Raw genomic sequence first — 23,030 nt, forward strand, 5'->3', positions numbered from 1 at the left:
TCATCGTCATGGTGGTAATCACGCCGTGCCGCTCGTAAAGCCTGCGCTAAGACACTCACCATAACGATAATATAGCGCTATGTAGTATGGGCAATGGCTATTATGATCAAGGTGTTTGTCGCGATTTTTTGCAACAGCAAGCTGTCGACTGCGCTCCGCACTTCGAAACAGCTGAAACGACGAACCCCACAGGGCGCTTCGCCACCGTGGGGTTCGTTTCACATCAACATGGTGTTTCTGGGCACCATGTTGAGCGTCAACCGATGCCTAGCATCAGAACAGATTGACAAAGAAACGTACAATACTGTCCCAGAGGCGGCCAAAGAAGCCCGCTTCCTCGACCTCTTCCAGGGCGACCAGCGGCACCTGAACAAGCGCTTGATCACCACGACGGATGGTCATAGAGCCCAGCGTCTGCCCTTTGTGAACAGGGGCATCGACACTGGAAGGCAGATCGGTATGCTGGGTCAGCGGCGCATCGCCACGCGGCAGTGTCGCGTAGACGTCGCTCTCGAAGCCTACTTTCAGGTGATTCTTTTCACCGCCCCAAACACGCAGGTCGTTGTTGATCGGCCCTTTCTGATACAGGTGCTGCGTGGTGTAGTACAGGAAGCCGTGGTTGAGCAACTTCTGCGTTTCAACCGCACGCGCCTGCTCGGAGGTAGTCCCCATCACGACAGCGATCAAACGCATGTCACCCTGCTTGGCAGAAGCCACCATGCAATAGCCCGCAGCGTCAGTGTGACCGGTTTTCAGGCCGTCCACGCGCGCATCGCGATACAGCAACAGGTTGCGGTTCGGCTGACGGATATTGTTGTAGGTGAACTCTTTCTGAGCATAGAGAGAGGCATGCTCGGGATAGTCGTTGACGATGTGGCGCGCTAGGATAGCAAGGTCATATGCCGTCGAATAATGGTCGTCGTGCGGCAGTCCCGTCGCGTTCATGAAGTGGGAATCCTTCATGCCCAGCGCTTGCGCCATACTGTTCATCAGTGCAGCAAAAGTGTCTTCGGAGCCGGAAATATGCTCAGCCATTGCGACGCTGGCATCATTACCGGACTGAATGACGATCCCTTTCATCAGCTCGCTGACCGGCACGGTGGTGCCAACGCGCAGGAACATGCGCGAACCACCGGTACGCCAAGCATGCTCACTGACCAGCACAGGAGTCTCTTCAGGCAGCTGGCCCTGTGCCGTGCGGTACTCGGCGATGTAGGCCGTCATCAGCTTGGTCAGGCTGGCCGGCGGAACACGTTTGTGAGAATCGTGTTCGATCAACACCTGGCCCGTACGCGCATCCATCAGCAACCACGAGGTTGCCGCCAACTGTGGCGGTGCCGGCACGGCCGTCGCCAGATTGAGCGGCGGCAGGTTGGGCGGCAGCGACTGCTGGCTCTGAGGGACGGCAGGTGCATCTTCCGCATGAGCCAGCAGGCTTGAGCCTGCCATCACCGGTGTCATACCCAGCATGGCCGCCAACACCCAGACACGGGAGCGGCGAACGGATGAAGCACTCTTGTTCATGATTTCTATTTCCTGTTGTCCAGTCGTGGAACGGTACGTCAATTACCGTCAAAAACGTGCATCCATGCGGTGGTGACAGTCAAGGCACCGCGTCCACCTCAATCGGGTGAGCGTATCCGGCGTTGTTAAGTGCTTCTCGGGCGGCCACCAGCGCCACTTCATCATGAAAAGGCCCCACATGGATACGATAGATATCGCGCGTTTTCTGTACAGCGACCGGCAGCGACAAGCGCGAACTCAGCTGCGCTCGAAGCTGCCGTGCATTCTGTTCGGAGCTTAGCGCCGCCACCTGCAGCATCTTTCCGCCGCCCATACTGCCTGCCGCAACCGTACTGGCCGCTACACGAGGCGGTGCCGTCGGTGAGACAACGGCAGCAGGCGGGAGGTTCGCCGAGGTCGATGGTGCTGCTGGTACGGACTTGGCCGCAACGGCTGCCGCAGCGGGCGATGATAGCGCCAAAGGGTCGATGCCTTCGACCCTCACATGCCCTGTTCCCTTAGCCGCGATGCCCAAACGCCATGCGGCGGCATAGGACAGATCAAGAATGCGGCCATCATGGAACGGCCCTCGATCGTTAACGCGTACTACAACCGAGCGCCCATTATCAAGGTTGGTTACCCGCGCGTAGCTGGGCAGCGGCAGCTGCTTATGCGCCGCCGTCATGGCATACATATCATAGGGTTCGCCACTCGACGTAGCGTAGCCATGAAACTTGTTACCGTAAAAGGAAGCCTGCCCTTCTTCGACATACCCCTGCGCACTGGGCAACACACTATAACGCTTGCCCAGCACGGTGTAGAGCGGCTGGTTGCCCGAACGCGCACGCGGCTCGTAATGCGGTACCGCATCCTTGACTTGGCTCAGATCGCGCTGGTCCGTCGGGTAGCTGTCAGAGCGAGATGCATAGCGATGCTGATGAGACGCGCACCCGGCCAGCAACAGGATCAATCCGACCGCCCAACCGCAACGAAGCGCCTTAGTGCTGGGCTTGACGCTGCGCCAATGTATTCTGGATCTGCTTAGCAAGGGAAGTCACCGCCATTGCGTAAAGTGGGCTGTGATTGTAACGAGTAATCACGTAAAAATTATGCAGCCCGATATCGTACTCCACGCTGCCATCGCTCAGCTCAAAAGCCAGCGGAATGACGCGGGTATCGGCAGGCAGTGCTGCACTGCCATGGATGCCCTTGGCTTCAAGTTCGGCCACGGTGCGATACGGTGCTTCAGGGCGGTTGTAATCAAGACCTTCGGGGGGCTGCTGCGGCCCCGTCGCGGTCAACACTACGCTTTCACCAGACTTCCAGCCGTGTGCTTGGAAGTAATGCGCCACGCTGCCGATAGCATCCGCCGGCGAGTTCCAGATATCGCGGATACCGTCACCGGTGTAATCCACTGCGTAGGCACGGTAGCTGGATGGCATGAACTGCGGGTAGCCCATTGCTCCGGCATAAGACCCCTTATACGCCAACGGATCCAGCTTCTGCTCGCTGGTGAGCTTCAGATAAGCGCTCAGCTCCTTACTGAAGAAGGCCGAACGGGCAGGATAGCGGAAGGCCAGCGTCCCCAAAGCATCAACCACACGGTATTTTCCCGTGTTGGCGCCATAGCCCGTTTCGACGCCGATGATGGCGGCAATAATCTCACGCGGTACGCCGTACTCACGTTCGGCACGTTCCATCGCGGGCAAGTTCTGCATCACGAAATCGGCACCCTTGTCGATACGCGACTGCTGCATGAACAGGTTACGGTACTCATCCCAGCGCAGACGCTTCTCGGCGGGTTTACTGATCGCAGCGATAATGCTGGGCTGGAACGTAGCGGCTTCGACCGCACGGCGCACCTGTTCAACAGGAATCTGCTGTTCGCGGGCCGTCGTTTCAATGAACTGCTTGATCGCAGGTTCGGTAGCCGGAAAGTCCGCGGCCTGCACGGCAGCCACTGCTGACATCCACAACAGCGCGGCAGCACCCATTCGGGCACCGTAACCACCGACATTCTGCATCATCGCTCTATTACCCATCCTTCACTCCTTTGTTCGAAGGGCATCGCTACGTCGTCCGTCCATACGGCGTTGAAAAGGGTCGGGGGCGTAATCAGGGCCGCAGTAAGCGACGGTGCGTGTGTATCGACATCACGATGCCAAACCCGGCCATTAGCGTGATACTCGATGTCCCACCGTAACTTACTAGCGGCAGTGGCACGCCCACTACCGGCAAGATGCCGCTGACCATCCCAATGTTTACGAATACGTAAATAAAGAAGGTCAGGATCAGACTACCTGCTAACAGACGACCGAAGGTGTCCTGAGCGCAATACGCCATATAGAGGCCGCGCCCAACAATCATTAGATACCCAATCATCAATAAGATCATGCCGACCATGCCAAATTCTTCTGCCAGCACGGCCACGATAAAGTCGGTATGGCGCTCAGGCAGGAACTGCAGCTGTGCTTGTGTGCCGTCCATCCAGCCCTTGCCAAACAGCCCGCCGGAACCGATGGCAGTCTTAGACTGGATAATGTTCCAGCCGGATCCCAGCGGATCCATTTCAGGGTTGAGGAAGGTCAGTACACGCTGGCGCTGATAGTCATGCATGTTGAACCACAGCAGTGGCAATGCCGCGCCGATGACCAGCACACTGATGAAGACCAGGCGCCAAGAAATGCCGGCCAGAAAGATGACAAACATGGCGGCGGCAAAGATCAGCAATGCCGTTCCAAGATCAGGCTGGCGCGCGATCAGCAGTACTGGCACCATCATGATCAACACGCACACACCAAGATCAGGCCAGCTCATCGGAATCGAACGTCGCGATAGGTAACTGGCCAGCATCATCGGCATCACGATTTTCATGAACTCAGAGGGCTGAAAACGCATTACGCCAGGAATTTCTAGCCAGCGCTTAGCCCCCATCGCGTGGTAACCCGTGACAGCCACGGCCACCAGCATCAGGGTAACCAGCACGTACATGGCCGGCGCCCAGCGCTGCATCGTCACCGGCGGAATCTGTGCAATGATCGCCATGACCACGAACGCCAGTACGAAACGCAGCGCCTGCGCTTCAACGTACAGACGCGCTTCGCCGCTGGCACTGTACAGCACCACTAGCCCACCGGCCATGGTCAGCATCAATGACAGCAACAGCCAAGGATCAATGTGCAACATGCCAAAGCCCATGCTGTCGCCACGCGCATGGCGTCGCTGGTAGAACGTTCGCAACCAACCCTTCATAACGTATCCTGAGTTCTATTCGATCTCGCCGGGTACCGACAGTGTTTCATCGTGATGTCCCGACAGGATTTTTACCTCGTGTTCAGCCCCAGGCTTCATCCACTCGTCGATGATATGACGCCCGATCGGACCGGCAATCTTACCGCCCCACCCCGCGTTTTCGACAATGACCGCCACGGCAATCTGGGGATTCTCAACCGGCGCGAAACCGATAAACAGTGCGTGGTCACGTTTACGCTCATCGACCTCGGCAGCGTTGTAGCGCTTGTCCTGTGCCACCGTGAAGACCTGTGCCGTACCGGTCTTGGCCGCCAAGGTATAGTGACGCCCATCGCGCAGTACATCGGAATTATCCGCGACCCCTTTCATAGCATTGATGACGATATTCCACGCATTGGGGTAGTTGATATCGATATCGGGTGGCGTATCGGGGAACGGGGGTAGCACGTCGTGCGTGCCGATACGCGCCGCCAGATGCGGACGCACCCATTTCCCACGATTGGCCAGCACGGCCGCTGCCGTTGCAATCTGAAGCGGCGTGGCCGACATATACCCCTGACCGATACCGGCAGAGAGCGTTTCACCCGGGAACCATACTTTGTCGCGCTCGCGCTTGTAGCGACGGCGCTTCCACTCGGGATCAGGCATGGTGCCTGAACCGGCGCCCCATACATCAAGCGAGTGCTCTTCACCAAAACCGAAACGGTGCATGAACGCACTCATACGCTCGATGCCCAAATTGTGGGCCAGATTGAAGAAGTAGGTGTCGTTGGACAGCAAGATGGCGCGCGGCATGTCAACCCGACCGTGCCCCCAGCGGAACCAGTTGCGGTACTTGTGATGACTGGGGTCATTGGGCAGCTCGTAGAAGCCCGGGTCGTTGACCGCATCACCGGGCGTCACCACGCCTGAATCCAAGCCAGCCAGTGCCATATACGGCTTGATGGTCGATGCTGGCGGATAACGCCCCTGCACGGCACGTGCGTAGAGCGGCAGGTCTTTGTCATCCTGAAGTGACTGGTAATCCTTGCGGCTGATGCCGGTCACGAACATGTTGGCATCGAATCCCGGCGAGGAAGCCATTGCTAGAATGCCGCCCGTTTTGGGATCAATGGCCACGATCGCACCGCGTCGCCCAGACAGTTCTTCGTAGGCCTTGTGCTGAAGCGCACTGTCGATAGTCAGGATGACATCCTTGCCCCGTACCGGCGGCGTGCGGCTCAGTTCGCCCAACAGACGGCCACGGGCATTGGCTTCAAGCTGACGCATGCCCGCCTGACCGTGCAATTCCTTTTCGTAAAAACGTTCGACACCGATCTTGCCGACAAAATGGGTACCGGCATAGCTATCGGGGTCAAGGCGTGTAAGGTCATCCTGACTGATGCGGCCGACGTAGCCCAGCACATGGGCCATCACATCGCTGTCAGGGTAATAGCGCAGCAGCTGCGCCTCGACATCAAGGCCGGGCAAGCGGTAGCGGTTGAGCGCAAGACGTGCGATCTGGCCTTCGCTGAGATCGCTCAAAAGAACGGCGGGCTGGAACGGGCGCTGACGCTGGAGCGAACGGTCTTTCAACTCGTCAAGCATGTCCTGCGGCAATTCCAGCACGGACATCAGCGTTTCCAGCGTCTGGGTCACATCACCGGAGCGCTCGCGCACCATGATCAGGTTGTAGGTGGGACGGTTTTCGGCCAGCAGACGCCCTTCTCGGTCGTAGATCAATCCACGGGTGGGCGGCAGTGGCTCAATACGAATGCGGTTGTTGTCGGATCGAACCAGAAATTCTTCATGCTGGAAGACCTGCAGATAGACCATGCGGGCCATGATGCCACAGGTCATCAGGACAACCATGGCGGCCGCTGCCAGACAGCGGCCGCGAAACAGGGCGACTTCCTCTGCCGTATCCTTGATGCGCGTGGGCTTGTTGTCCTTGTCTCGAAGACGGGTAATCAGTGTACGCAGCATGACCTTCAACAGCAGGGTAAACGGGAAGAAACGACAGACTAACGGTGGTAAGGATGGCCTACCAACAGGGTCCACGCACGATAAAGCTGCTCGGCCAGTACGATACGTACCAGCGGATGAGGCAGCGTCAATGCTGACAGCGACCAGCGCTGATGGGCCTTGGCCAGACAGCGCGGATCAAGGCCGTCCGGGCCGCCGATCAGCAGGGCGACATCGCCACCCTGCATACGCCACCCGTCAAGCTCATGCGACAGCTTGTGCGTGTCCCATGTGCGACCTTTGACATCAAGCGCCACGATATGATCGCTATCGCGAATATGGCTCAGCATGCGATCCCCTTCCTGGGCCATCGCTCTGGCGATATCCGCATTCTTGCCGCGATTACCCGGCGCTATCTCAATAAACTCGATAGCGCAGTCGCGCGGCATTCGTTTGACATACGTCTCGACACCCGTTTCCACCCAGTCCGGCATTTTGGTGCCGACAGCGAGGATACGGAGTTTCACGCCTGCCCACCTTCCGCATTGTCGCGCGTAGAAATGGGCAGTTCGCCCCACAGGCGTTCCAGGTCGTAGTGCTCACGGGCTTCCGCCGTCATCACGTGAGCAACGACATCGCCAAGGTCGACCAGCACCCAGTCCTGTGCCTGACGCCCTTCAACACCCAACGGCTGCATACCCGCGTGTTTGGCTTTTTCGACGACGTTGTCTGCCATAGCGGAAACGTGACGAGAGGAGGTACCGCTCGCGATAACCATAAAATCAGTGACGCTCGTCATATGAGCGACATCCAACACGACGATATCTTTACCTTTGAGGTCTTCCAAGGCGTCGACGACCAGTGTCTTCAAAGCTTGTGTCTGCATGTTATCCAATCAATCGTTCAGTAGCATTGCCTGAAAAAGCGGTACATCTGGGCCGATAACCGCGGAAAGAGCGCATCTTACCGTTTTTTTCGCCCCGCTTCGCCTGTTCAGACATCTTTTTTATCAAAGAAGGCGGCTATTGCTGCCCTTCTTCGTCGAGTAGCGTGTCGTTGGCACCCACGATCATCACATGCTGGTGCAAGGCTGACCGTCGGCACCACACACTTATTGCTGACGGTATAGCTGACGTTCAGCGATCACGCTCAGCACTTCAGGTGCCAGCAGGTAACGTGTGTCTTGCTCGAGCGCCAGACGTTCACGGATGGCTGTCGCCGAAAGCTCAATCGGCGTTGGCAAGCGCAACGGTAGATAACAACCCGACGTACACGCCATCAAATCGTCAATGCCATCGGCCTTGCGGCCGTCAACTAGCGCCGCCACTTCGTCGCTCAGTACCAGTTCGGCACCGGGGCGCTGAATCACGACGATATGCGCCAGCGAGAACAGTACATCGGGCTGACGCCAGCTAGCTAATCCAAGGAAAGCATCCACTCCGACGACCATCATCAGACGAGCATCGGCGCCGTACTGGTCTCGCAGCGAGCGCAGGGTATCTACCGTATAGGAAGGCCCCTCACGCTCCAGCTCGCGAGCATCGGCCACGATGCCGTCCAGCGGCGCAACCGCTGCAGACAGCATGGCAAACCGATCCTGCCCGGAGACACCGGGCACCTGACGGTGCGGTGGCTCGCGGTTCACGATCATATGGACCTGATCAAGCGCCAGCTGTTCCCGCAGTTCGATGGCAGCACGCAGATGCCCCACATGAACGGGGTTGAACGTGCCACCAAACATGGCGATTCGTACAGCATCAGCCACGGCACTGCCCCTGCCCAAATACGATGTATTTCTGCGAAGTCAGACCTTCCAACCCGACGGGGCCGCGAGCGTGCAACTTGCCGGTTGAAATACCGATCTCGGCCCCTAGGCCATACTCAAAACCGTCCGCGAAACAGGTCGGCGCATTGGCCACAACAGAACTGGAATCAACCCCCGCCATAAAGTGCTGGATACGGTTGATGTCGGTCGAGATGATGGCATCAGTATGCTGTGAGCCGTAGCGGTTGATGTGCGCCATGGCGTCGTCCAGACCATCAACGATACGCACAGCTAGAATCGGTCCCAGATATTCGGTCGCCCAATCGTCTTCTGTTGCGGCTTCAAGGCCAGACACAATGGCACGACTACGCTCACAGCCACGCAGAGAGACTTCGCGCTCTGCAAATGCCTTAGCGATTACCGGCAGGAAGCGCTCGGCCACTCTGACGTCAATCAGCAGGGTTTCCAGTGCACCGCAGATACCATAACGATAGCATTTGGCATTAATGGCGACCTTTTCCGCCAGCGCTAGATCCGCCGTTTCATCGACGTACATATGGCAGTTGCCGTCTAGGTGCTTGATGACCGGCACGCGCGCCTGTTCGGAGATGCGCTTGATCAGCCCCTTACCGCCCCGAGGGATGATGACATCGACATAGTCCGACATCGTCACCAGCGTATCGACCGCAGCACGGTCGGTGGTTTCGACAACCTGTACGGCAGACTCGGGCAGCCCGGCATCACGCAGGCCTGCATACAGACATTTGGCTAGCGCTGCATTGGATTCGCGGGCTTCAGAACCACCGCGCAGAATGCAGGCATTGCCCGATTTCAGACACAAGGCCGCGGCATCTGCGGTAACATTGGGGCGAGACTCATAGATGATGCCAATAACGCCTAGCGGGACCCGCATCTTGCCGATCTTCAGCCCATTGGGACGCGTACGCATGCCATCGACGGCACCAACGGGGTCATCAAGATTGGCGACCTGACGCAGGCCCGCGATGATACCGTCAATGCGAGCATCAGTAAGCACCAAGCGTTCGATACGAGCCGTTGGCAGCTGACGCGCTTTTGCCTGTTCGACATCGCGCAGGTTGGCTGCGAGGATATGGGCGCGATCAGCGTCGATGTGCGCCGCTGCCGCCAGCAATGCATCGTTCTTCTGGCGCGTGGACGCCAGCGCTAGCGTTGCGGCAACGCTGCGTGCTCGGCGACCCAGTTCAAGCATATAGGAATGTGTGTCCTGCAGAGCATCGGTCATGCTGGCCTCCTAGATTCAGCTGTGTTCTGACTGAAGATACATTCATCCAATGCCGCGATAAATCAAGCCCCTACCCGCTACAAGGGACTCTACGGATCAGACGGTTTGCGCTATAGTAACCTTCATTTGGCGGTATGTCGCACTCAAAGGCCGTGCGTAACTGGCCCGTTTTCATCATTTTTCCGCCGATAAGACTTTCACTATAAGGGCTTTGTTTGCCATGTACAAAGCAGCCACGAGATACTCATCATGCTGCCTGCTGTCACCTTTTACCCCTACACTTGCCTCCCGTTGCCAGCCTGCGTCACGGAGGCATCACGATGGATGAGCTAATCGCGTCACTGCCGGGCTCTACGCTAACGGTTGCCATTGCTATCTTCATCGTTGCTGCCATCGAATCTGTAGCCGTGCTGGGGCTGATTCTACCCGGCACCATCATGATGTTCGGCGTTGCACTGCGCGCCGGCCAGATCGACATGAACGTCTATCTGATGCTGGCAAGCGGAGCGCTCGGCGCTACCGTCGGCGACAGCATCAGCTATTGGTTGGGCAAAACCCAGTGCCATCGCATTCCGCGCCTCTGGCCCTTCAGCCGCCACCCATCGTGGCTGGCGCGCGGCCAAATGTTCTTCAACAAGCACGGCGGCCGTTCGATTTTGATCGGACGCTTCGTCGGCCCTGTGCGCCCCCTCATTCCCATGATTGCGGGGATGATGCGGATGCCGCAGTCACGCTTTCTGGTCGTCAACGTCATTTCCGCCATTGGTTGGGCACCGCTCTATCTATTGCCCGGCTACTGCGCGGGCCAGAATGCACACTTTTCAGCGGCAGCGTCGATCTGGATCGGCGGGTTGCTGGCGGCCTTTCTGGTTGGTGGGTTTCTGCTGTCGTGGGGACGTACACTGTTCGCGCCGGGAGCACGGCTCTATTACGCGCTGGAGCGCCGCATGCGTGCGCCCTCCTGCCGCCGCCGCTTCTGGAACGCGCTCAGTAGTCCGTTCGACGGTTTCCCACTAGGGGCCATCGTGCTGCTGAGCATCAGTCTTCCCTGCCTAATCGCATGGACGTTCATCGTCTGGAAGGCGCTCCCTCTGCCGCTCGGCATCGATACCATGACCCGTGATCTGTTCGCGGATTTCGCCAAGCTGCCCTATATGACGACGGCCGCGAAATTCGCTTCCATGATCGGTGATGGCCCCGGTCTGCTGGCACTCAGCCTACCGTGGATCATTTGGTGGACATGGCGTCGCTACTACGCCATTGCCCTGCACTGGGCAGGTGCCATGCTGGCCGTACCGATCGTGAACTGGGGCCTTAAACATCTGTTGAATCGCCCTCGCCCGTCAGGACTACTTCACTCCTACTCCTATCCCAGCTCACACACATCAGGGGCGGCCATCTTCTGCTGCCTGATGGCGACCTACCTGATGGCCCACCTTCCTGCGCGCCTGCGCAGCCTGTGCTTCTGGACGGCACTAGCATTGGCGACCCTGATGGGGCTGTCGCGCTTGGTCTACGGCGTCCACTGGCTCAGCGATCTTATTGGAGGCGCACTGCTGGGGCTGACACTGCACGCGATCGTCAACATCAGCTATCACGCGTTCTCTCGCAAGGAAGTGAGCTGGTGTGGTGCATGGCTGCCCATGCTGGGCATGGTCGTGCTGCTGGCCCTGCGCATGTGGCTGCTGCCACTGCACTAAGTCGACTCGACACGACAACAAAAAGCCCGCCTCATTAGCTAAATGAGGCGGGCTTTTTTTCATAATGCACGGCTGACAACCGATGGCTTACGAATGGCGAGCGGCCAGTGCGTCCAGTAAGCGCTGATGAATATTCTCAAATCCACCGTTGCTCATCACCACGATACGATCACCGGGACGCGCTTCGACGACAAGGGCGTCGACCAGTGCGTTCACGTCATCGCAGATCATCGCGGGTGCTCGTGTCGCACATGTCACGTCTTCCAGCGACCACCCCAGCCCCGCCGGGCGGTACCAGAAGCTGAGATCAGCATCATCGACACTGGCCGCCAGCCGATCGCGCAGCGCGCCCATTTTCATGGTGTTGGAGCGCGGTTCCAGTACGGCCAGCACACGACCATGCCCCTGCTGATCAACCATGGCACGCCAACTGGCCAGCGTCAGTGCCACGGCGGTCGGGTGATGAGCGAAATCGTCAATCACGGCAATGTCATTGACCACACCACGCACTTCTTGACGACGACGAGGTGCCTTGAAGCGGGACAGTGCCGAAGCAGACTGCGCCATAGAAACGCCCGCATGGTAAGCCGCGGCGGCGGCCGCTAGGGCATTGCGCACGTTGTACTCGCCGTGCAACGCCCACTGCACGTCAGCCTGTATAACGCCTTGCTGCGGATCCGTATAACTCAGTGTGAACCGCTGCCCCAGCGCATCATGCAGTTGGTACTGCCACTGACAACCATCGTGCGTTACCGCACCGAACTGCTCAACTGGCGTCCAGCATCCCTGCGCGATAACACGCGCCAACGCGGCCTCACCCGCTGCCTGCAGGATACGGCCGTTACCGGGCACCGTGCGCACCAGATGATGGAACTGGCGCTCAATAGCGGCCAAATCAGGGAAGATATCCGCATGATCAAACTCAAGATTATTGAGTACGGCCACATCGGGACGGTAGTGAACAAACTTGGAGCGCTTGTCAAAGAAAGCACTGTCGTATTCATCGGCCTCGACAACAAAAGGCGCATTGGCATCGCCCAGCGCTGAAGACACTCCCAAGTTGAGCGGCACGCCGCCAACTAGAAAGCCGGGATTGAGGCCCGCATCACTCAGGATCCATGCCAGCATGCTAGTGGTCGTGGTCTTACCGTGCGTGCCCGCTACGGCCAGCACCTGACGCTGACCCAGAATATGATCCCGCAGCCACTGAGGCCCACTGGTATACGGCAGGCGCCGATTCAATACGGCCTCCACCTCAGCATTACCGCGCGACATGGCATTCCCGATCACAACAAGATCGGGCGTCGGTTCAAGGTTATCAGCAGAATAGCCTTCGATCAGATGAATACCAGCATCTTCCAGCTGGGTGCTCATCGGGGGATAGACATGAGCATCCGATCCGGTGACGTGGTGGCCTGCATCGCGCGCCAGACGCGCCAGACTACCCATAAACGTACCGCAGATGCCCAGAATATGAATATGCATGCGTCGGATTGCCTTTTGTCCTGTGGTTCAGGAGAAGCACGCCCACCCTGCCCGGCAGTGCGTGACAAAAAATGAAATGCGCCTAAAAAGGCGCACGCATATATCAGGATATCGGATCGGCACACCGAAAGGCGCAGCCAGAATGGGAAAATTATCGTATTTCAGCGCGATAGCCGTATCCTGCGCTAGCGCGACCACCAGGTGATCAACCACACCACGATCAATACGCCCACCGCGACAGGCCACCAGCGCGAACCGGAACGCGCTTTGGGCTGAAGGTGACGCTGCTCTGGGCGTAACGCCACCAGAAACTCCGATAAACGCCGGAAGCGCAGCCCACGACGCGGCGATAACGCGCGCTGGAGCGCATCATCCAGCGCAGGTGAGACACTTGGCACACGCTCGCGCAGTGGAATATAGGTCATCTGCGCACGCGCTGCCTCGCTGCGGATACTGTCGAGCGGCACGTCATACGGCATTTCACCGTGTGGCTCACGCCCAGTCCAGCGATAGCTCAGCAACCAGTAAATCAGGGCCGCGAGGGAAAACTGATCGCTACGCCGCCCCACTTCACCGTTCAGCGCATACTCCGGCGCATTGAACGGCGTCAGTCCGATATCGCAGGTCAGCGATAGCAGTTCCTGCTTGGAGGCCAGTTCGCGGTCTTCACAGGCGGAAAAGTCGACCAGCATGATCTGGCCATGCGCGTCGATCAAGAACGACTCGGGCCGCAGCCGCTGATGAATAACATTGTTGTGCGTCAGCGTCGATACCGCCTTGCACATCTGGCGCGCCAGATCGAGACGATGCTCGTAAGAAACGTTCGGATGCGCACGCAGCCAATCGGGTAGTAGATCACCTTCGATGTAGTTCAGCAGATAGTAATAGTAGTTGCGCGGGCGTGGAGGATTGGCCACGCGATTGATAAACGGTGAGCGGACGCGTTCGATCAGCTCACGCTGGTGCACGAAATGCTTGAGAAACGGGCTGCGCCGCGACAATTGGGGGCTGATGGTTTTGAGTACGAAACGGCGCCCACTGTCAGGATCCAACACCCGATAAATGCGCACTTTCTCGGTACGTTGCGTGACCTCTTCGATCAGGTAACCGTCCAGTTCATCCCCCACGCGCAGCTCGGGAGGCACCGGAGGCTCCCCGTCCAGCAGCGATGCTGTTTGCTGCTGTTCATCGGAAGTCGCTTCGATCTGATCGACACGCACCAACTGGAAGCAAAACGAATCGTCGCCATAACCACGTTCGCTGGCCTGCTCGCTAGCACGGTGGCAGAGCTGCTGACAGGCTTCATCCAGGTCGATGGCATGCTGACTGATGACCTGCACATAGTCACTAGGCGTAAGCGTGCCGTTCACCGCCTGAGTGGTGAACAGGAAGATGTCCCCCGGCTTGACCGGCAGGCGCATGTATTCGATATCGAGATTGACGTCCATCCCCAGCGCTCGCGAAGGATAGCGATAGCCGCCCAGCTCGGTAATGTGATCACGCGTCAGCTGATCGCATTCCGCGCCACGGATACGGTAGACACGGGTATCCCCAGCATGGAACAGGTGTGCCATGTCGCGCTTAAAGATCATGGTGGAGAAGGCACTGACATAGCTGCCACCGCGGATAAAGCGGCTCTGGCTATAGCACCACATATTGAGCGCACGCAGTACACGATGCACCGCATACTTGGTGTCCCAGTGCTCCGGCGTGGAATAGTAATCGTCGATGAACCCTCGCACCGCCAGATCCGCCGCCTGACGGGCAATGGCATTGCGTGACGGGGAGTCAGCGATGACGGCGCATCCTCCGTACTGTGGCTCCGGCAATACCTGAGGGCATTGCACCGCCATGAAAGAACGGTGATGGCGAGGCATGGCGGCCACGAAAGCTTGCCCAGAGCTCAGTATCAGTTGATGTGCCAACGAAACGTCTCCATGCAACATAAGGGAACATATAATAGAGAGACACGCGCCTGTTTTCGATGCGCAAAAAGTCGGGGGCATCTTTCGCCAAAGCCACGAAACATGCCGTCTCGAAACGATAATTCAGCGGATTGCTTATCGGCAGATTGGTAATCCCCGCAACGACTTCGTATACTCTGGCGCTGTCCACGGACAGCGGCTCAAGGTATATGTGTGCGTCAAGTGCCTGCGCTTGAGCCAACTGCCGCACCTTCAACCTGTATTCATGACATCAAGGCCTTTCTTCATGAGTTTCAAAGACATCCCTGCGGGCAAGTCACTGCCCGATGACATCTACGTCGTCATCGAAATTCCGGCACAGCACACGCCGATCAAATACGAAATCGACAAGGATTTCGATGCGCTGATGGTCGACCGCTTTATGGCCACTCCGATGTTCTATCCGGCCAACTACGGTTACATCTCTCGCACACTGGCTGACGACGGTGACCCCCTCGATGCACTGGTCGTTACGCCGTATCCTGTTCAGCCGGGTAGCGTCATCCGCGCTCGTGCCGTCGGCATGCTGAACATGTCCGACGAAGCCGGTGAAGATACCAAACTGGTCTGCGTACCGCACGCCAAACTCACCACGCTGTACAATGATGTCAAAGAAGTGACCGATCTTCCGGAACTTCTGCGCCAGCAAATTGCCCACTTCTTCGAGCACTACAAAGACCTCGAAGCAGGCAAATGGGTCAAGGTTGACGGCTGGGAAGGCGCTCAGGCAGCACGCGACGCCATCCTCAAAGCCGTTGAGGCCTACAACGCACAGAAATGATGCGGCCTTGACGTGCTACGAAGCGCTCCGTTCAGGGGCGCTTCTTGCTTATCCACGCAGGCTTGCCATGTTGTCGGCCAGCGATCCCTCTCTTTGCCGCTCTTCCCTTTACGCGCGGAGCACTTTTCTGCATGCCCATGCCTCGCTTCTGTACTCGGCTATTATGCCTGTGGACGCTGATCCTACCGCTGTTCTCTCTGTCAGCCCATGCCGACAATACGCCGCCGTCCATCATTCAGCGCCACCTAGTGGCCGACACCGCAACGCCAGCCACGCCATCGTTTCTGCCACCGGACCAAGCGTTCAAGGTCGATAGTGCCGAAAGCGAACACGGCCCGTACATTGCGCTTGAGGCAGCCCCAGGTTACTACCTGTACCGGGATCGCATTCATCTCACTCAAGCGGGTCAGGATATTACCGACCGCGCCCAATTCAGTCCTCCTCAGCAGAAAGACGACCCCGCATTTGGCCTGGTCTCGGTCTATCACGACCAAGCACGCATCACACTGCCCGACTGGCAGAGCAATTCGGCCCCTATCGACATCCGCTATCAGGGCTGCGCCGAAGCGGGGCTGTGCTACCCGCCCATGCAAAAAACGCTCAGCGCACCGGCAAGCGCTACATCTTCTGCCCCCCCGCACCCCAGCACTACGAATAAGGTCCTCAGCGCCCCCCCAATAGCCCCCGCGCTGTCACCCTGGACACTACTGGTGCTTTTTGCGGCGGGTATTGGCCTAACCTTTACGCCCTGCGTGCTGCCCATGCTGCCCATCGCCTGTGCGATCGTGGTGGGCCGCACACCGTCTCGACGCCAAGCGCTGGGCCTGTCGCTGGCGTACGTGGTAGGCATGGTCATCGCCTACGCGCTATTGGGTCTAGTAGTAGGACTGTTCGGCAGCAGCCTGCAACTGCAAGCCCAATTACAGCGCGCTTGGGTACTGGTTCCGATGGCGGTTGCCTGCATTGTGGCAGCGGGCTGGCTGTTCGATCTCTATCAGCTGCGACTGCCACTGTGGCTGTCCATGCGCATGCAAAATGCCAATGATCGTCTGCATCAACGCGGCCTGATCGGTACGGTCGCTACCGGCGCGCTTTCAACCTTGGTGCTCTCCCCATGCCTGTCTGCCCCGTTGGCCGGCGTGTTGGTCTACCTCAGCACAACAGGCAACGTCGTTATGGCCATGCTGGGGCTGGTGGCACTTGCGCTAGGCATGGGCACCCCCATCATTATTTGCTGTACATTCGGGGCGGGACTGCTGCCACGTGCAGGCGCATGGATGACCACGGTCAAGGGCCTGTTCGGGTTGATGCTACTGGGCACAGCACTATGGCTACTGGCCCGCATCCTGCCGCCAGCATGCACTCTGCTGCTATGGGGCATCTGGGGACTGGGTGGGGCGCGACTACTGGGCGCAGGCTTGCCACCCCAACAAGGAAGCCGAGCACTACTGCAGGTCACTGGCTGGGCAGTAGCCATATGGAGTGTCGCCTGTATTGCAGGCGCAGCGGCTGGCGGTCACGACCCACTTCGCCCATTGGCCTCTTTTACCGCTACAGCCACCACTGAGCCACGCTTAAGGCCCTCTTCCGATACAGCCTCGCCTTGGCCTCGCATCAACCGTATAGAGACGTTGCAGCGCGTACTGAACGACAGCTCAAGTCAGCCGCTACTGATTGATATCTATGCAGATTGGTGCACCAGCTGCCAGCAGATGGAGCGCACGGTATATGCAGCGCCCGAATTGCAGCCAATTCTGAGTCTTTTTCGGGGTTTTCGACTGGATGTCACGCATCCTGACAAAAAGACGCTCGAATTTCTGCGAGACCACGGTTTATTTGGCCCCCCAGGCGTTCTATTTTTCGTTGAGGGACAAGAGGCTGCCGATGAGCGTATCGTCGGCGAACGTTCGCGAGAAGAAGTGGAAAACCACCTGCGCGCGGTGCTGAACGCATCACGTCGTGCTCAGCCATGACTAGACACTGCCTTTAATTTTCGGCAAACTCCATCTCCATCGGCTGAGCGGGCATATCTTCGACTATCATGAAGCGATCTTCGAAGTTCTTGCACAGGTTAACAGCGTCACCCTTATCGCTGACCTCTGCACGACTCACGCGCTAAGCCCTCTTGATCTACGCTCCTGCTGTCCCAAGGCACAGGGGTATTCATTTCACAGCTATCGGAACTGAATTACACATGGACATTCGCAAGGTCAAAAAACTGATCGAACTGCTGGAAGAATCCAACGTCAGCGAAATCGAAATTCAGGAAGGCGAAGAATCCGTCCGCATCAGCCGCAACTTCAGCCAGGTAGGCGGCCAGGCACCGGTCACCGCTTACTACTCTGCTCCGCAGCCGGTTCAAGCCGCAGCACCTGCCGCTCCCGCACCTGCTGCCGCAGAAGCACCGGCAGCGCCTGCCGCTCCGGCAGGCCACGCGGTCAACTCTCCGATGGTCGGCACCTTCTACCGCGCTTCCGCGCCGGGCGCTAAACCGTTCGTTGAAGAAGGTCAGCAGGTCCGCAAGGGCGATACCGTCTGCATCGTCGAAGCCATGAAGATGATGAACCAGATCGAAGCGGACAAGGACGGCATCATCGGTGCCGTACTCGTTGAAGACGGTCAGCCGGTCGAATTCGACCAGCCGCTGGTTACCATCCTCTGAGCCACTTGCCCCTGTCAGCAGCGCACTGCGCCTGACAGGGTGTCTTGCTGCACCTGTCTCACCGAATCTGCGAGAAGATCATGTTGCAAAAGGTACTGATCGCCAACCGCGGCGAAATTGCACTGCGTATCCTGCGTGCATGCAAGGAGCTCGGCATCAGAACGGTGGCCGTTCATTCGAAAGCCGATCGTGACCTCATTCACGTCCGCCTAGCAGACGAAGCCGTCTGCATCGGCCCGGCTTCCCCGGCCCAGTCCTACCTCAACATTCCGGCACTGATTTCTGCCGCTGAGGTCACCGACGCCTCCGCCATCCATCCTGGCTATGGTTTCCTGTCCGAGAACGCCGACTTTGCCGAGCAGGTAGAGCGCTCTGGTTTCGCCTTCATCGGCCCGACCGCCGACGTCATCCGTCTAATGGGTGACAAGGTATCGGCTATCGAATCTATGAAAGCCGCTGGCGTACCGACCGTCCCCGGTTCCGATGGCCCGCTGCCGGCCGATGATCAGAAGATCATCGACTTCGGTCGCCGCATCGGCTACCCGGTCATCGTCAAAGCTGCCGCAGGTGGTGGTGGTCGCGGTATGCGCGTCGTGCGTGAAGAAAGCGAACTGCTGGAAGCGGTCAGCGTCACCAAGACCGAAGCCAATGCCGCATTCGGTAGCGACGTGGTCTACATGGAGAAATTCCTGGAAAACCCGCGCCACATCGAAGTTCAGGTGCTGGCTGACGGACAAGGGAATGCTGTCCATCTTTACGACCGTGACTGCTCGCTGCAGCGTCGCCACCAGAAGGTACTGGAAGAAGCTCCAGCACCGGGTGTCGATCCTGAAGCGCGTGCGCACGTGCTCAAGTCCTGCGTCGATGCCTGCATCAAAATTGGCTACCGTGGTGCCGGTACGTTCGAATTCCTGTACGAAAATGGTCGTTTCTTCTTCATCGAAATGAACACCCGCGTGCAGGTCGAACACCCCGTCACTGAAATGGTGACCGGTGTTGATATCGTCAAGGAACAGCTGCGCGTCGCTTCCGGTCTGCCGCTGTCCATTCGTCAGGAAGATATCAAGCTGCGTGGTCACGCCTTCGAGTGCCGCATCAACGCCGAAGATGCTGATACGTTTATGCCGTCTCCCGGCAAGATCACCTTCTACCACGCACCGGGCGGTATCGGCGTACGTATGGACTCCCATATCTACACCGGCTACACCGTTCCGCCGTACTACGACTCTTTGATCGGCAAGCTGATCACGTGGGGCGATGACCGTGCTAGCGCGCTGACACGCATGCGCAACGCCCTCGATGAGATCTTGGTGGAAGGCATCAAGACGAATATCCCGATGCAACAGCGTCTGGTGCGTGACGAAGCCTTCATCAAGGGCGGCGTCAACATCCACTATCTAGAAAATTCGCTGGCGTCGAAAAAGCACTGAGTGAAAATCGGCAGGCCTTTTGGTATAAACCAGGGCCTGTTATTTCGCTTCGAAAGAGCGGCCAGGTGCCGCTCTTTTCGCAGGTGCAGCTTTTATAGCTGCCTGCATGCTTCTCTCTTCTGACTTTCACGCCAGTGTCGTTTTATCGCGACACTGGCCGTGCTTACCGAGGTATTGCTGCCATGGCATGGCTTCAGCTCAAGGCCTGTATCGATCCTGAACACGCCGATCTGCTCGAATCACTGCTGACCGATGAGGGTGCTTGCGCCATCACGCTCGAAGATGCCGAGGACACACCGGTATTTGAACCTGAGCGCGGCACCACGCCATTATGGGCACATACCGTACTGAAAGGGCTGTATGACGACCTTGAAGGCGTTGACGGCATGCTCAGTCGTGTACAACAAGGCTGGGCTAGTCAGCTGCCAGAGGTCCCCGCTCCACAGATCGACTACGAGATCCTACAAGATCAGGACTGGACGCGTGTTTGGATGGACGACTTCCATCCGCTGCGTATGGGCGAACGTTTATGGATCGTTCCGAGCTGGCACGAACCGCCCGAACCGAATGCCGTCAACCTCATCCTTGATCCCGGCCTTGCCTTCGGCACCGGCACGCACCCGACCACAGCACTGTGCTTGGAATGGCTGGACCAGCAAGCCGTGGAAGGTGTTCTACAAGATCATACCCTGCTGGATGTAGGCTGCGGTTCTGGCATTCTGGCAATCGCAGGCCTCAAGCTGGGCGCGCGCTATGCCCGCGGCACCGACATCGACCCACAAGCCCTGCTCGCCAGCCGCGACAATGCTCAACGCAACGCCATCGAGGACGCGCAGTTCACCCTGCACTACCCCGAAAATGCACCGCAGGAAACCTACGATATCGTTGTGGCCAACATTTTGGCTGGACCACTCGTCGAACTGGCGCCTATGATCGCTGGCTATATTGCCCCCGGTGGCCGCTTTGCGTTGTCCGGCATTCTGGCCAACCAAGCCAATGATATCGTTGCGGCGTATGAAGCACAGGGCCTGTTCGTCAAGCCACCGGTAGATCGTGAAGGCTGGATTCGCGTCGATGGTTACCGCCCGGAGTGATGTAAACGCATGAGCTTTACCGTTCTGCCGCCGCGACTGCCCACCATTGGCCCTTATGCGCTGACGACACCGTGCATTCTGGCTCCGATGGCCGGTGTCACGGATCGTCCTTTTCGTCAGCTGTGCCGACAGCTGGGCGCGGGGCTAACCGTGTCGGAAATGGTCACCTCCGACCGGAACCTATGGCATACGGCAAAGTCGAAGCTGCGCCTTGACCATCGTGGCGAACCCGAGCCCCGCATCGTTCAGATCGCCGGCGGCGATCCCGAGATGCTCGCAGACGCAGCACGAGGCAATGTCGAGCACGGTGCCCAGATCATCGACATCAACATGGGCTGTCCGGCTAAGAAAGTGTGCAACAAGGCTGCCGGCTCAGCGCTGCTACGCGATGAACGACTGGTCGGCGATATCTTAGCCACCGTAGTATCTGCCGTCGACGTACCGGTCACGCTCAAGATCCGTACGGGGTGGTGCGAAAATACGCGCAACGGCATTCGCATCGCTCGGCTAGCCGAGTCACTGGGCATTCAAGCGCTCGCCGTTCACGGCCGTACGCGTGAACAACGCTATACTGGCGAAGCGGAATACGACACGATCGCTGCTATCCGGCAGGCCATCGATATTCCGGTATTCGCCAATGGCGATATCGACTCACCGGAAAAGGCCTATCGCGTTCTGCAACACACTAAGGCTGATGCTGTCATGATCGGCCGCAGCGCCCAAGGGAACCCATGGCTGTTCAGGGAGATCGTTCACTACCTGCAGACGGGAGAGCATCTGGCCCCCCCCTCTGCCGACGAACGGCTCGCGGTTATGCAGACGCACTTAAGCGCGCTATACCAACACTACGGCGATTATATGGGCGTGCGCATCGCCCGAAAGCATGTGGGCTGGTACCTTCAGACCCTACCAGAAGGCCAACAGGCTCGCGCCCGTTTCAATGCACTCGAGACGCCAGAGCAACAGCGCGCGTTCGTGCACGCATTTCTGTCGCCAATATGCGCCAGCATGTGAGAAAGACATCATGAGTCACGATACACAACCAAAGCACGCCGACACGCATCCCGCCTCTTCTGCCCCGCAGCACGCTGTGCAGGAATCGCAGGCGACGCTACGCGAGACCGTTGCCGCAACAATGCAGCGCTATTTCCATCATCTGGACGGAGAGACGGTAACCGACCTGTATGACATGGTACTGGCCGAAGTCGAAGCCCCCCTGCTCAGCAGTGTCATGGACTACGTGCACGGCAACCAAACGCACGCCTCGCAGATGCTCGGACTCAATCGCGGCACACTGCGCAAGAAACTCAAACAGTACAACCTGCTGTAACCGCCCTCCTCTACTCCTGCATCAGCCTTATTGGCACCACTGCCAGTGACACGCCGTGACATGTATTGCTCAACCAAGAGACAGGTCACGGCGATAGGCTGTATACACGCTAAAAAATAACTTTGGCTATGTAGCGTGTAGCGCACAAAAAAGTTCAAGCCATACCAGTAGTGTTCAATAGTGGCTAGGATCAGTTTTCTGGACGTTAACCGCCCAGCCCTCTTCAATGACCATCGCTCCCCTCTAAGCTGAATGAATAAGTGCATGTTTCATAGCTCCAATGCCCGTGTCATTGAAGGGACTTCAAACCACAAATCTGCGCTAAAAGCCGTCTATTTTAGAAAAGGTAGAAGCCATCGTTCCGGTTATGAAACAGTCTCTAAGAGTTATTGGCCATCCTGATTATTCAATAATACAATATTTCTCCTGACCCCAAGGATATGTAGCATGAAGAAAATAGCAAAATTAGTTCTCTATATCTTTGCGACATTTGCCGTAACTTTCATTATTCCATTTTCAGCATTATCTGACTTTATAGCAGAACACAGTGTTTGGATGAATATTGGCGATGGAGAAGATGCTTACGACAATATAGATATGATAGCCCTATCTTTGCAGATAGCTGTAAGTGCATTTATTGTTTGCATTGCTGTAAGAATAATTAAATTTATACTAATCGAATTCAAAAAATAGCCGCATACTTTATATTTTTCAGGCGTATGCTTCGTAAGTTGTGTTGAAATCAATGTAAAAAATGAAATATATAAAAACATTATATTTGTGATGGTCAAGTGGAAGAGAAAGTGTGTGTAAGCTTTAGATGTTCATAATTCTCTCTACTTCCTCCCCATATATA

At 57.5% G+C, this 23,030-nt stretch carries 21 protein-coding genes; 9 read left to right on the top strand and 12 right to left on the bottom strand.

Annotation, left to right across the window (positions count from 1 at the left end; all coding sequences use genetic code 11):
- Positions 1-273 precede the first annotated feature (273 nt).
- The 9 genes from ZBT109_RS06880 to ZBT109_RS06920 all read right to left on the bottom strand — a co-directional run bounded on the left by ZBT109_RS06880 (position 274) and on the right by ZBT109_RS06920 (position 9,728).
- On the bottom strand, positions 274-1,524 hold the full coding sequence (locus ZBT109_RS06880) for a D-alanyl-D-alanine carboxypeptidase family protein (RefSeq protein ID WP_084261874.1): 1,251 nt from the start codon (positions 1,522-1,524) through the stop codon (positions 274-276).
- A 79-nt stretch (positions 1,525-1,603) separates the two neighbouring features.
- Complete coding sequence (locus tag ZBT109_RS06885) at positions 1,604-2,473, bottom strand: septal ring lytic transglycosylase RlpA family protein (RefSeq protein ID WP_038278926.1); 870 nt, start codon at positions 2,471-2,473, stop codon at positions 1,604-1,606.
- Positions 2,474-2,501: 28 nt separating this feature from the next.
- A complete protein-coding gene (mltB, locus tag ZBT109_RS06890) occupies positions 2,502-3,545 on the bottom strand; it encodes a lytic murein transglycosylase B (protein WP_197714322.1) in 1,044 nt (347 codons plus the stop codon).
- A 73-nt stretch (positions 3,546-3,618) separates the two neighbouring features.
- Positions 3,619-4,701 carry a rod shape-determining protein RodA gene (rodA, locus tag ZBT109_RS06895; RefSeq protein WP_408646090.1) on the bottom strand — a complete coding sequence of 361 codons (1,083 nt, stop codon included), beginning with the start codon at positions 4,699-4,701 and terminating at the stop codon, positions 3,619-3,621.
- Positions 4,702-4,770: 69 nt separating this feature from the next.
- A complete protein-coding gene (gene mrdA, locus ZBT109_RS06900; RefSeq protein ID WP_051524048.1) occupies positions 4,771-6,720 on the bottom strand; it encodes a penicillin-binding protein 2 in 1,950 nt (649 codons plus the stop codon).
- A 38-nt stretch (positions 6,721-6,758) separates the two neighbouring features.
- Entirely contained in the window at positions 6,759-7,226 is a 468-nt protein-coding gene (rlmH, locus tag ZBT109_RS06905; protein WP_027705762.1) for a 23S rRNA (pseudouridine(1915)-N(3))-methyltransferase RlmH, read from the bottom strand.
- Positions 7,223-7,585 (bottom strand): ribosome silencing factor, encoded by a 363-nt coding sequence (rsfS, locus tag ZBT109_RS06910; protein WP_027705763.1) that lies wholly within the window; start codon positions 7,583-7,585, stop codon positions 7,223-7,225. Before rsfS ends, rlmH begins: the two co-directional genes overlap by 4 nt.
- 225 nt (positions 7,586-7,810) lie before the next feature.
- Positions 7,811-8,464: a nicotinate-nucleotide adenylyltransferase gene (gene nadD, locus ZBT109_RS06915; RefSeq protein ID WP_027705764.1), complete on the bottom strand. Its 654-nt coding sequence runs from the start codon at positions 8,462-8,464 to the stop codon at positions 7,811-7,813.
- The gene (locus ZBT109_RS06920) at positions 8,457-9,728 is read right to left on the bottom strand and encodes a glutamate-5-semialdehyde dehydrogenase (RefSeq protein ID WP_027705765.1); all 1,272 of its coding nucleotides are present in this window, start codon (positions 9,726-9,728) and stop codon (positions 8,457-8,459) included. The genes nadD and ZBT109_RS06920 overlap by 8 nt, the downstream gene beginning before the upstream one ends.
- A 320-nt stretch (positions 9,729-10,048) precedes the next feature.
- Here ZBT109_RS06920 and ZBT109_RS06925 point away from each other — a divergent pair, with 320 nt between their 5' ends.
- Positions 10,049-11,428, top strand: coding sequence for a bifunctional DedA family/phosphatase PAP2 family protein (locus ZBT109_RS06925; protein ID WP_051524051.1), 1,380 nt, complete (start codon positions 10,049-10,051; stop codon positions 11,426-11,428).
- An 87-nt stretch (positions 11,429-11,515) separates the two neighbouring features.
- Here ZBT109_RS06925 and mpl read toward each other — a convergent pair whose 3' ends face one another.
- Positions 11,516-12,913, bottom strand: a complete 1,398-nt coding sequence (mpl, locus tag ZBT109_RS06930) for a UDP-N-acetylmuramate:L-alanyl-gamma-D-glutamyl-meso-diaminopimelate ligase (protein ID WP_027705767.1) — start codon at positions 12,911-12,913, stop codon at positions 11,516-11,518.
- A gap of 185 nt (positions 12,914-13,098) precedes the next feature.
- A complete protein-coding gene (locus ZBT109_RS06935) occupies positions 13,099-14,838 on the bottom strand; it encodes a protein kinase domain-containing protein (RefSeq protein ID WP_027705768.1) in 1,740 nt (579 codons plus the stop codon).
- A 286-nt stretch (positions 14,839-15,124) separates the two neighbouring features.
- Between ZBT109_RS06935 and ppa the strand changes: the two genes are divergently transcribed.
- Positions 15,125-15,658 carry an inorganic diphosphatase gene (gene ppa, locus ZBT109_RS06940; RefSeq protein WP_027705769.1) on the top strand — a complete coding sequence of 178 codons (534 nt, stop codon included), beginning with the start codon at positions 15,125-15,127 and terminating at the stop codon, positions 15,656-15,658.
- A 131-nt stretch (positions 15,659-15,789) separates the two neighbouring features.
- Positions 15,790-17,631, top strand: coding sequence for a protein-disulfide reductase DsbD (dsbD, locus tag ZBT109_RS06945; RefSeq protein ID WP_027705770.1), 1,842 nt, complete (start codon positions 15,790-15,792; stop codon positions 17,629-17,631).
- A gap of 13 nt (positions 17,632-17,644) precedes the next feature.
- Here dsbD and ZBT109_RS14110 read toward each other — a convergent pair whose 3' ends face one another.
- The gene (locus tag ZBT109_RS14110; protein WP_267878430.1) at positions 17,645-17,770 is read right to left on the bottom strand and encodes a hypothetical protein; all 126 of its coding nucleotides are present in this window, start codon (positions 17,768-17,770) and stop codon (positions 17,645-17,647) included.
- 82 nt (positions 17,771-17,852) lie between these two features.
- Between ZBT109_RS14110 and accB the strand changes: the two genes are divergently transcribed.
- From accB to ZBT109_RS06975, 6 genes are all read left to right on the top strand, one after another.
- The gene (gene accB / locus ZBT109_RS06950; protein WP_027705771.1) at positions 17,853-18,320 is read left to right on the top strand and encodes an acetyl-CoA carboxylase biotin carboxyl carrier protein; all 468 of its coding nucleotides are present in this window, start codon (positions 17,853-17,855) and stop codon (positions 18,318-18,320) included.
- A gap of 80 nt (positions 18,321-18,400) precedes the next feature.
- Complete coding sequence (gene accC / locus ZBT109_RS06955) at positions 18,401-19,750, top strand: acetyl-CoA carboxylase biotin carboxylase subunit (protein WP_027705772.1); 1,350 nt, start codon at positions 18,401-18,403, stop codon at positions 19,748-19,750.
- A 182-nt stretch (positions 19,751-19,932) separates the two neighbouring features.
- Positions 19,933-20,844, top strand: a complete 912-nt coding sequence (prmA, locus tag ZBT109_RS06960) for a 50S ribosomal protein L11 methyltransferase (RefSeq protein ID WP_027705773.1) — start codon at positions 19,933-19,935, stop codon at positions 20,842-20,844.
- Positions 20,845-20,853: 9 nt separating this feature from the next.
- Entirely contained in the window at positions 20,854-21,858 is a 1,005-nt protein-coding gene (gene dusB / locus ZBT109_RS06965) for a tRNA dihydrouridine synthase DusB (RefSeq protein WP_051524053.1), read from the top strand.
- A 10-nt stretch (positions 21,859-21,868) separates the two neighbouring features.
- Entirely contained in the window at positions 21,869-22,174 is a 306-nt protein-coding gene (gene fis, locus ZBT109_RS06970) for a DNA-binding transcriptional regulator Fis (RefSeq protein ID WP_027705775.1), read from the top strand.
- Between the two features lie 447 nt (positions 22,175-22,621).
- Positions 22,622-22,867 carry a hypothetical protein gene (locus tag ZBT109_RS06975; protein ID WP_027705776.1) on the top strand — a complete coding sequence of 82 codons (246 nt, stop codon included), beginning with the start codon at positions 22,622-22,624 and terminating at the stop codon, positions 22,865-22,867.
- Positions 22,868-23,030 lie beyond the last annotated feature (163 nt).

It is taken from the genome of Zymobacter palmae (assembly GCF_003610015.1).
Classification (GTDB): domain Bacteria; phylum Pseudomonadota; class Gammaproteobacteria; order Pseudomonadales; family Halomonadaceae; genus Zymobacter; species Zymobacter palmae.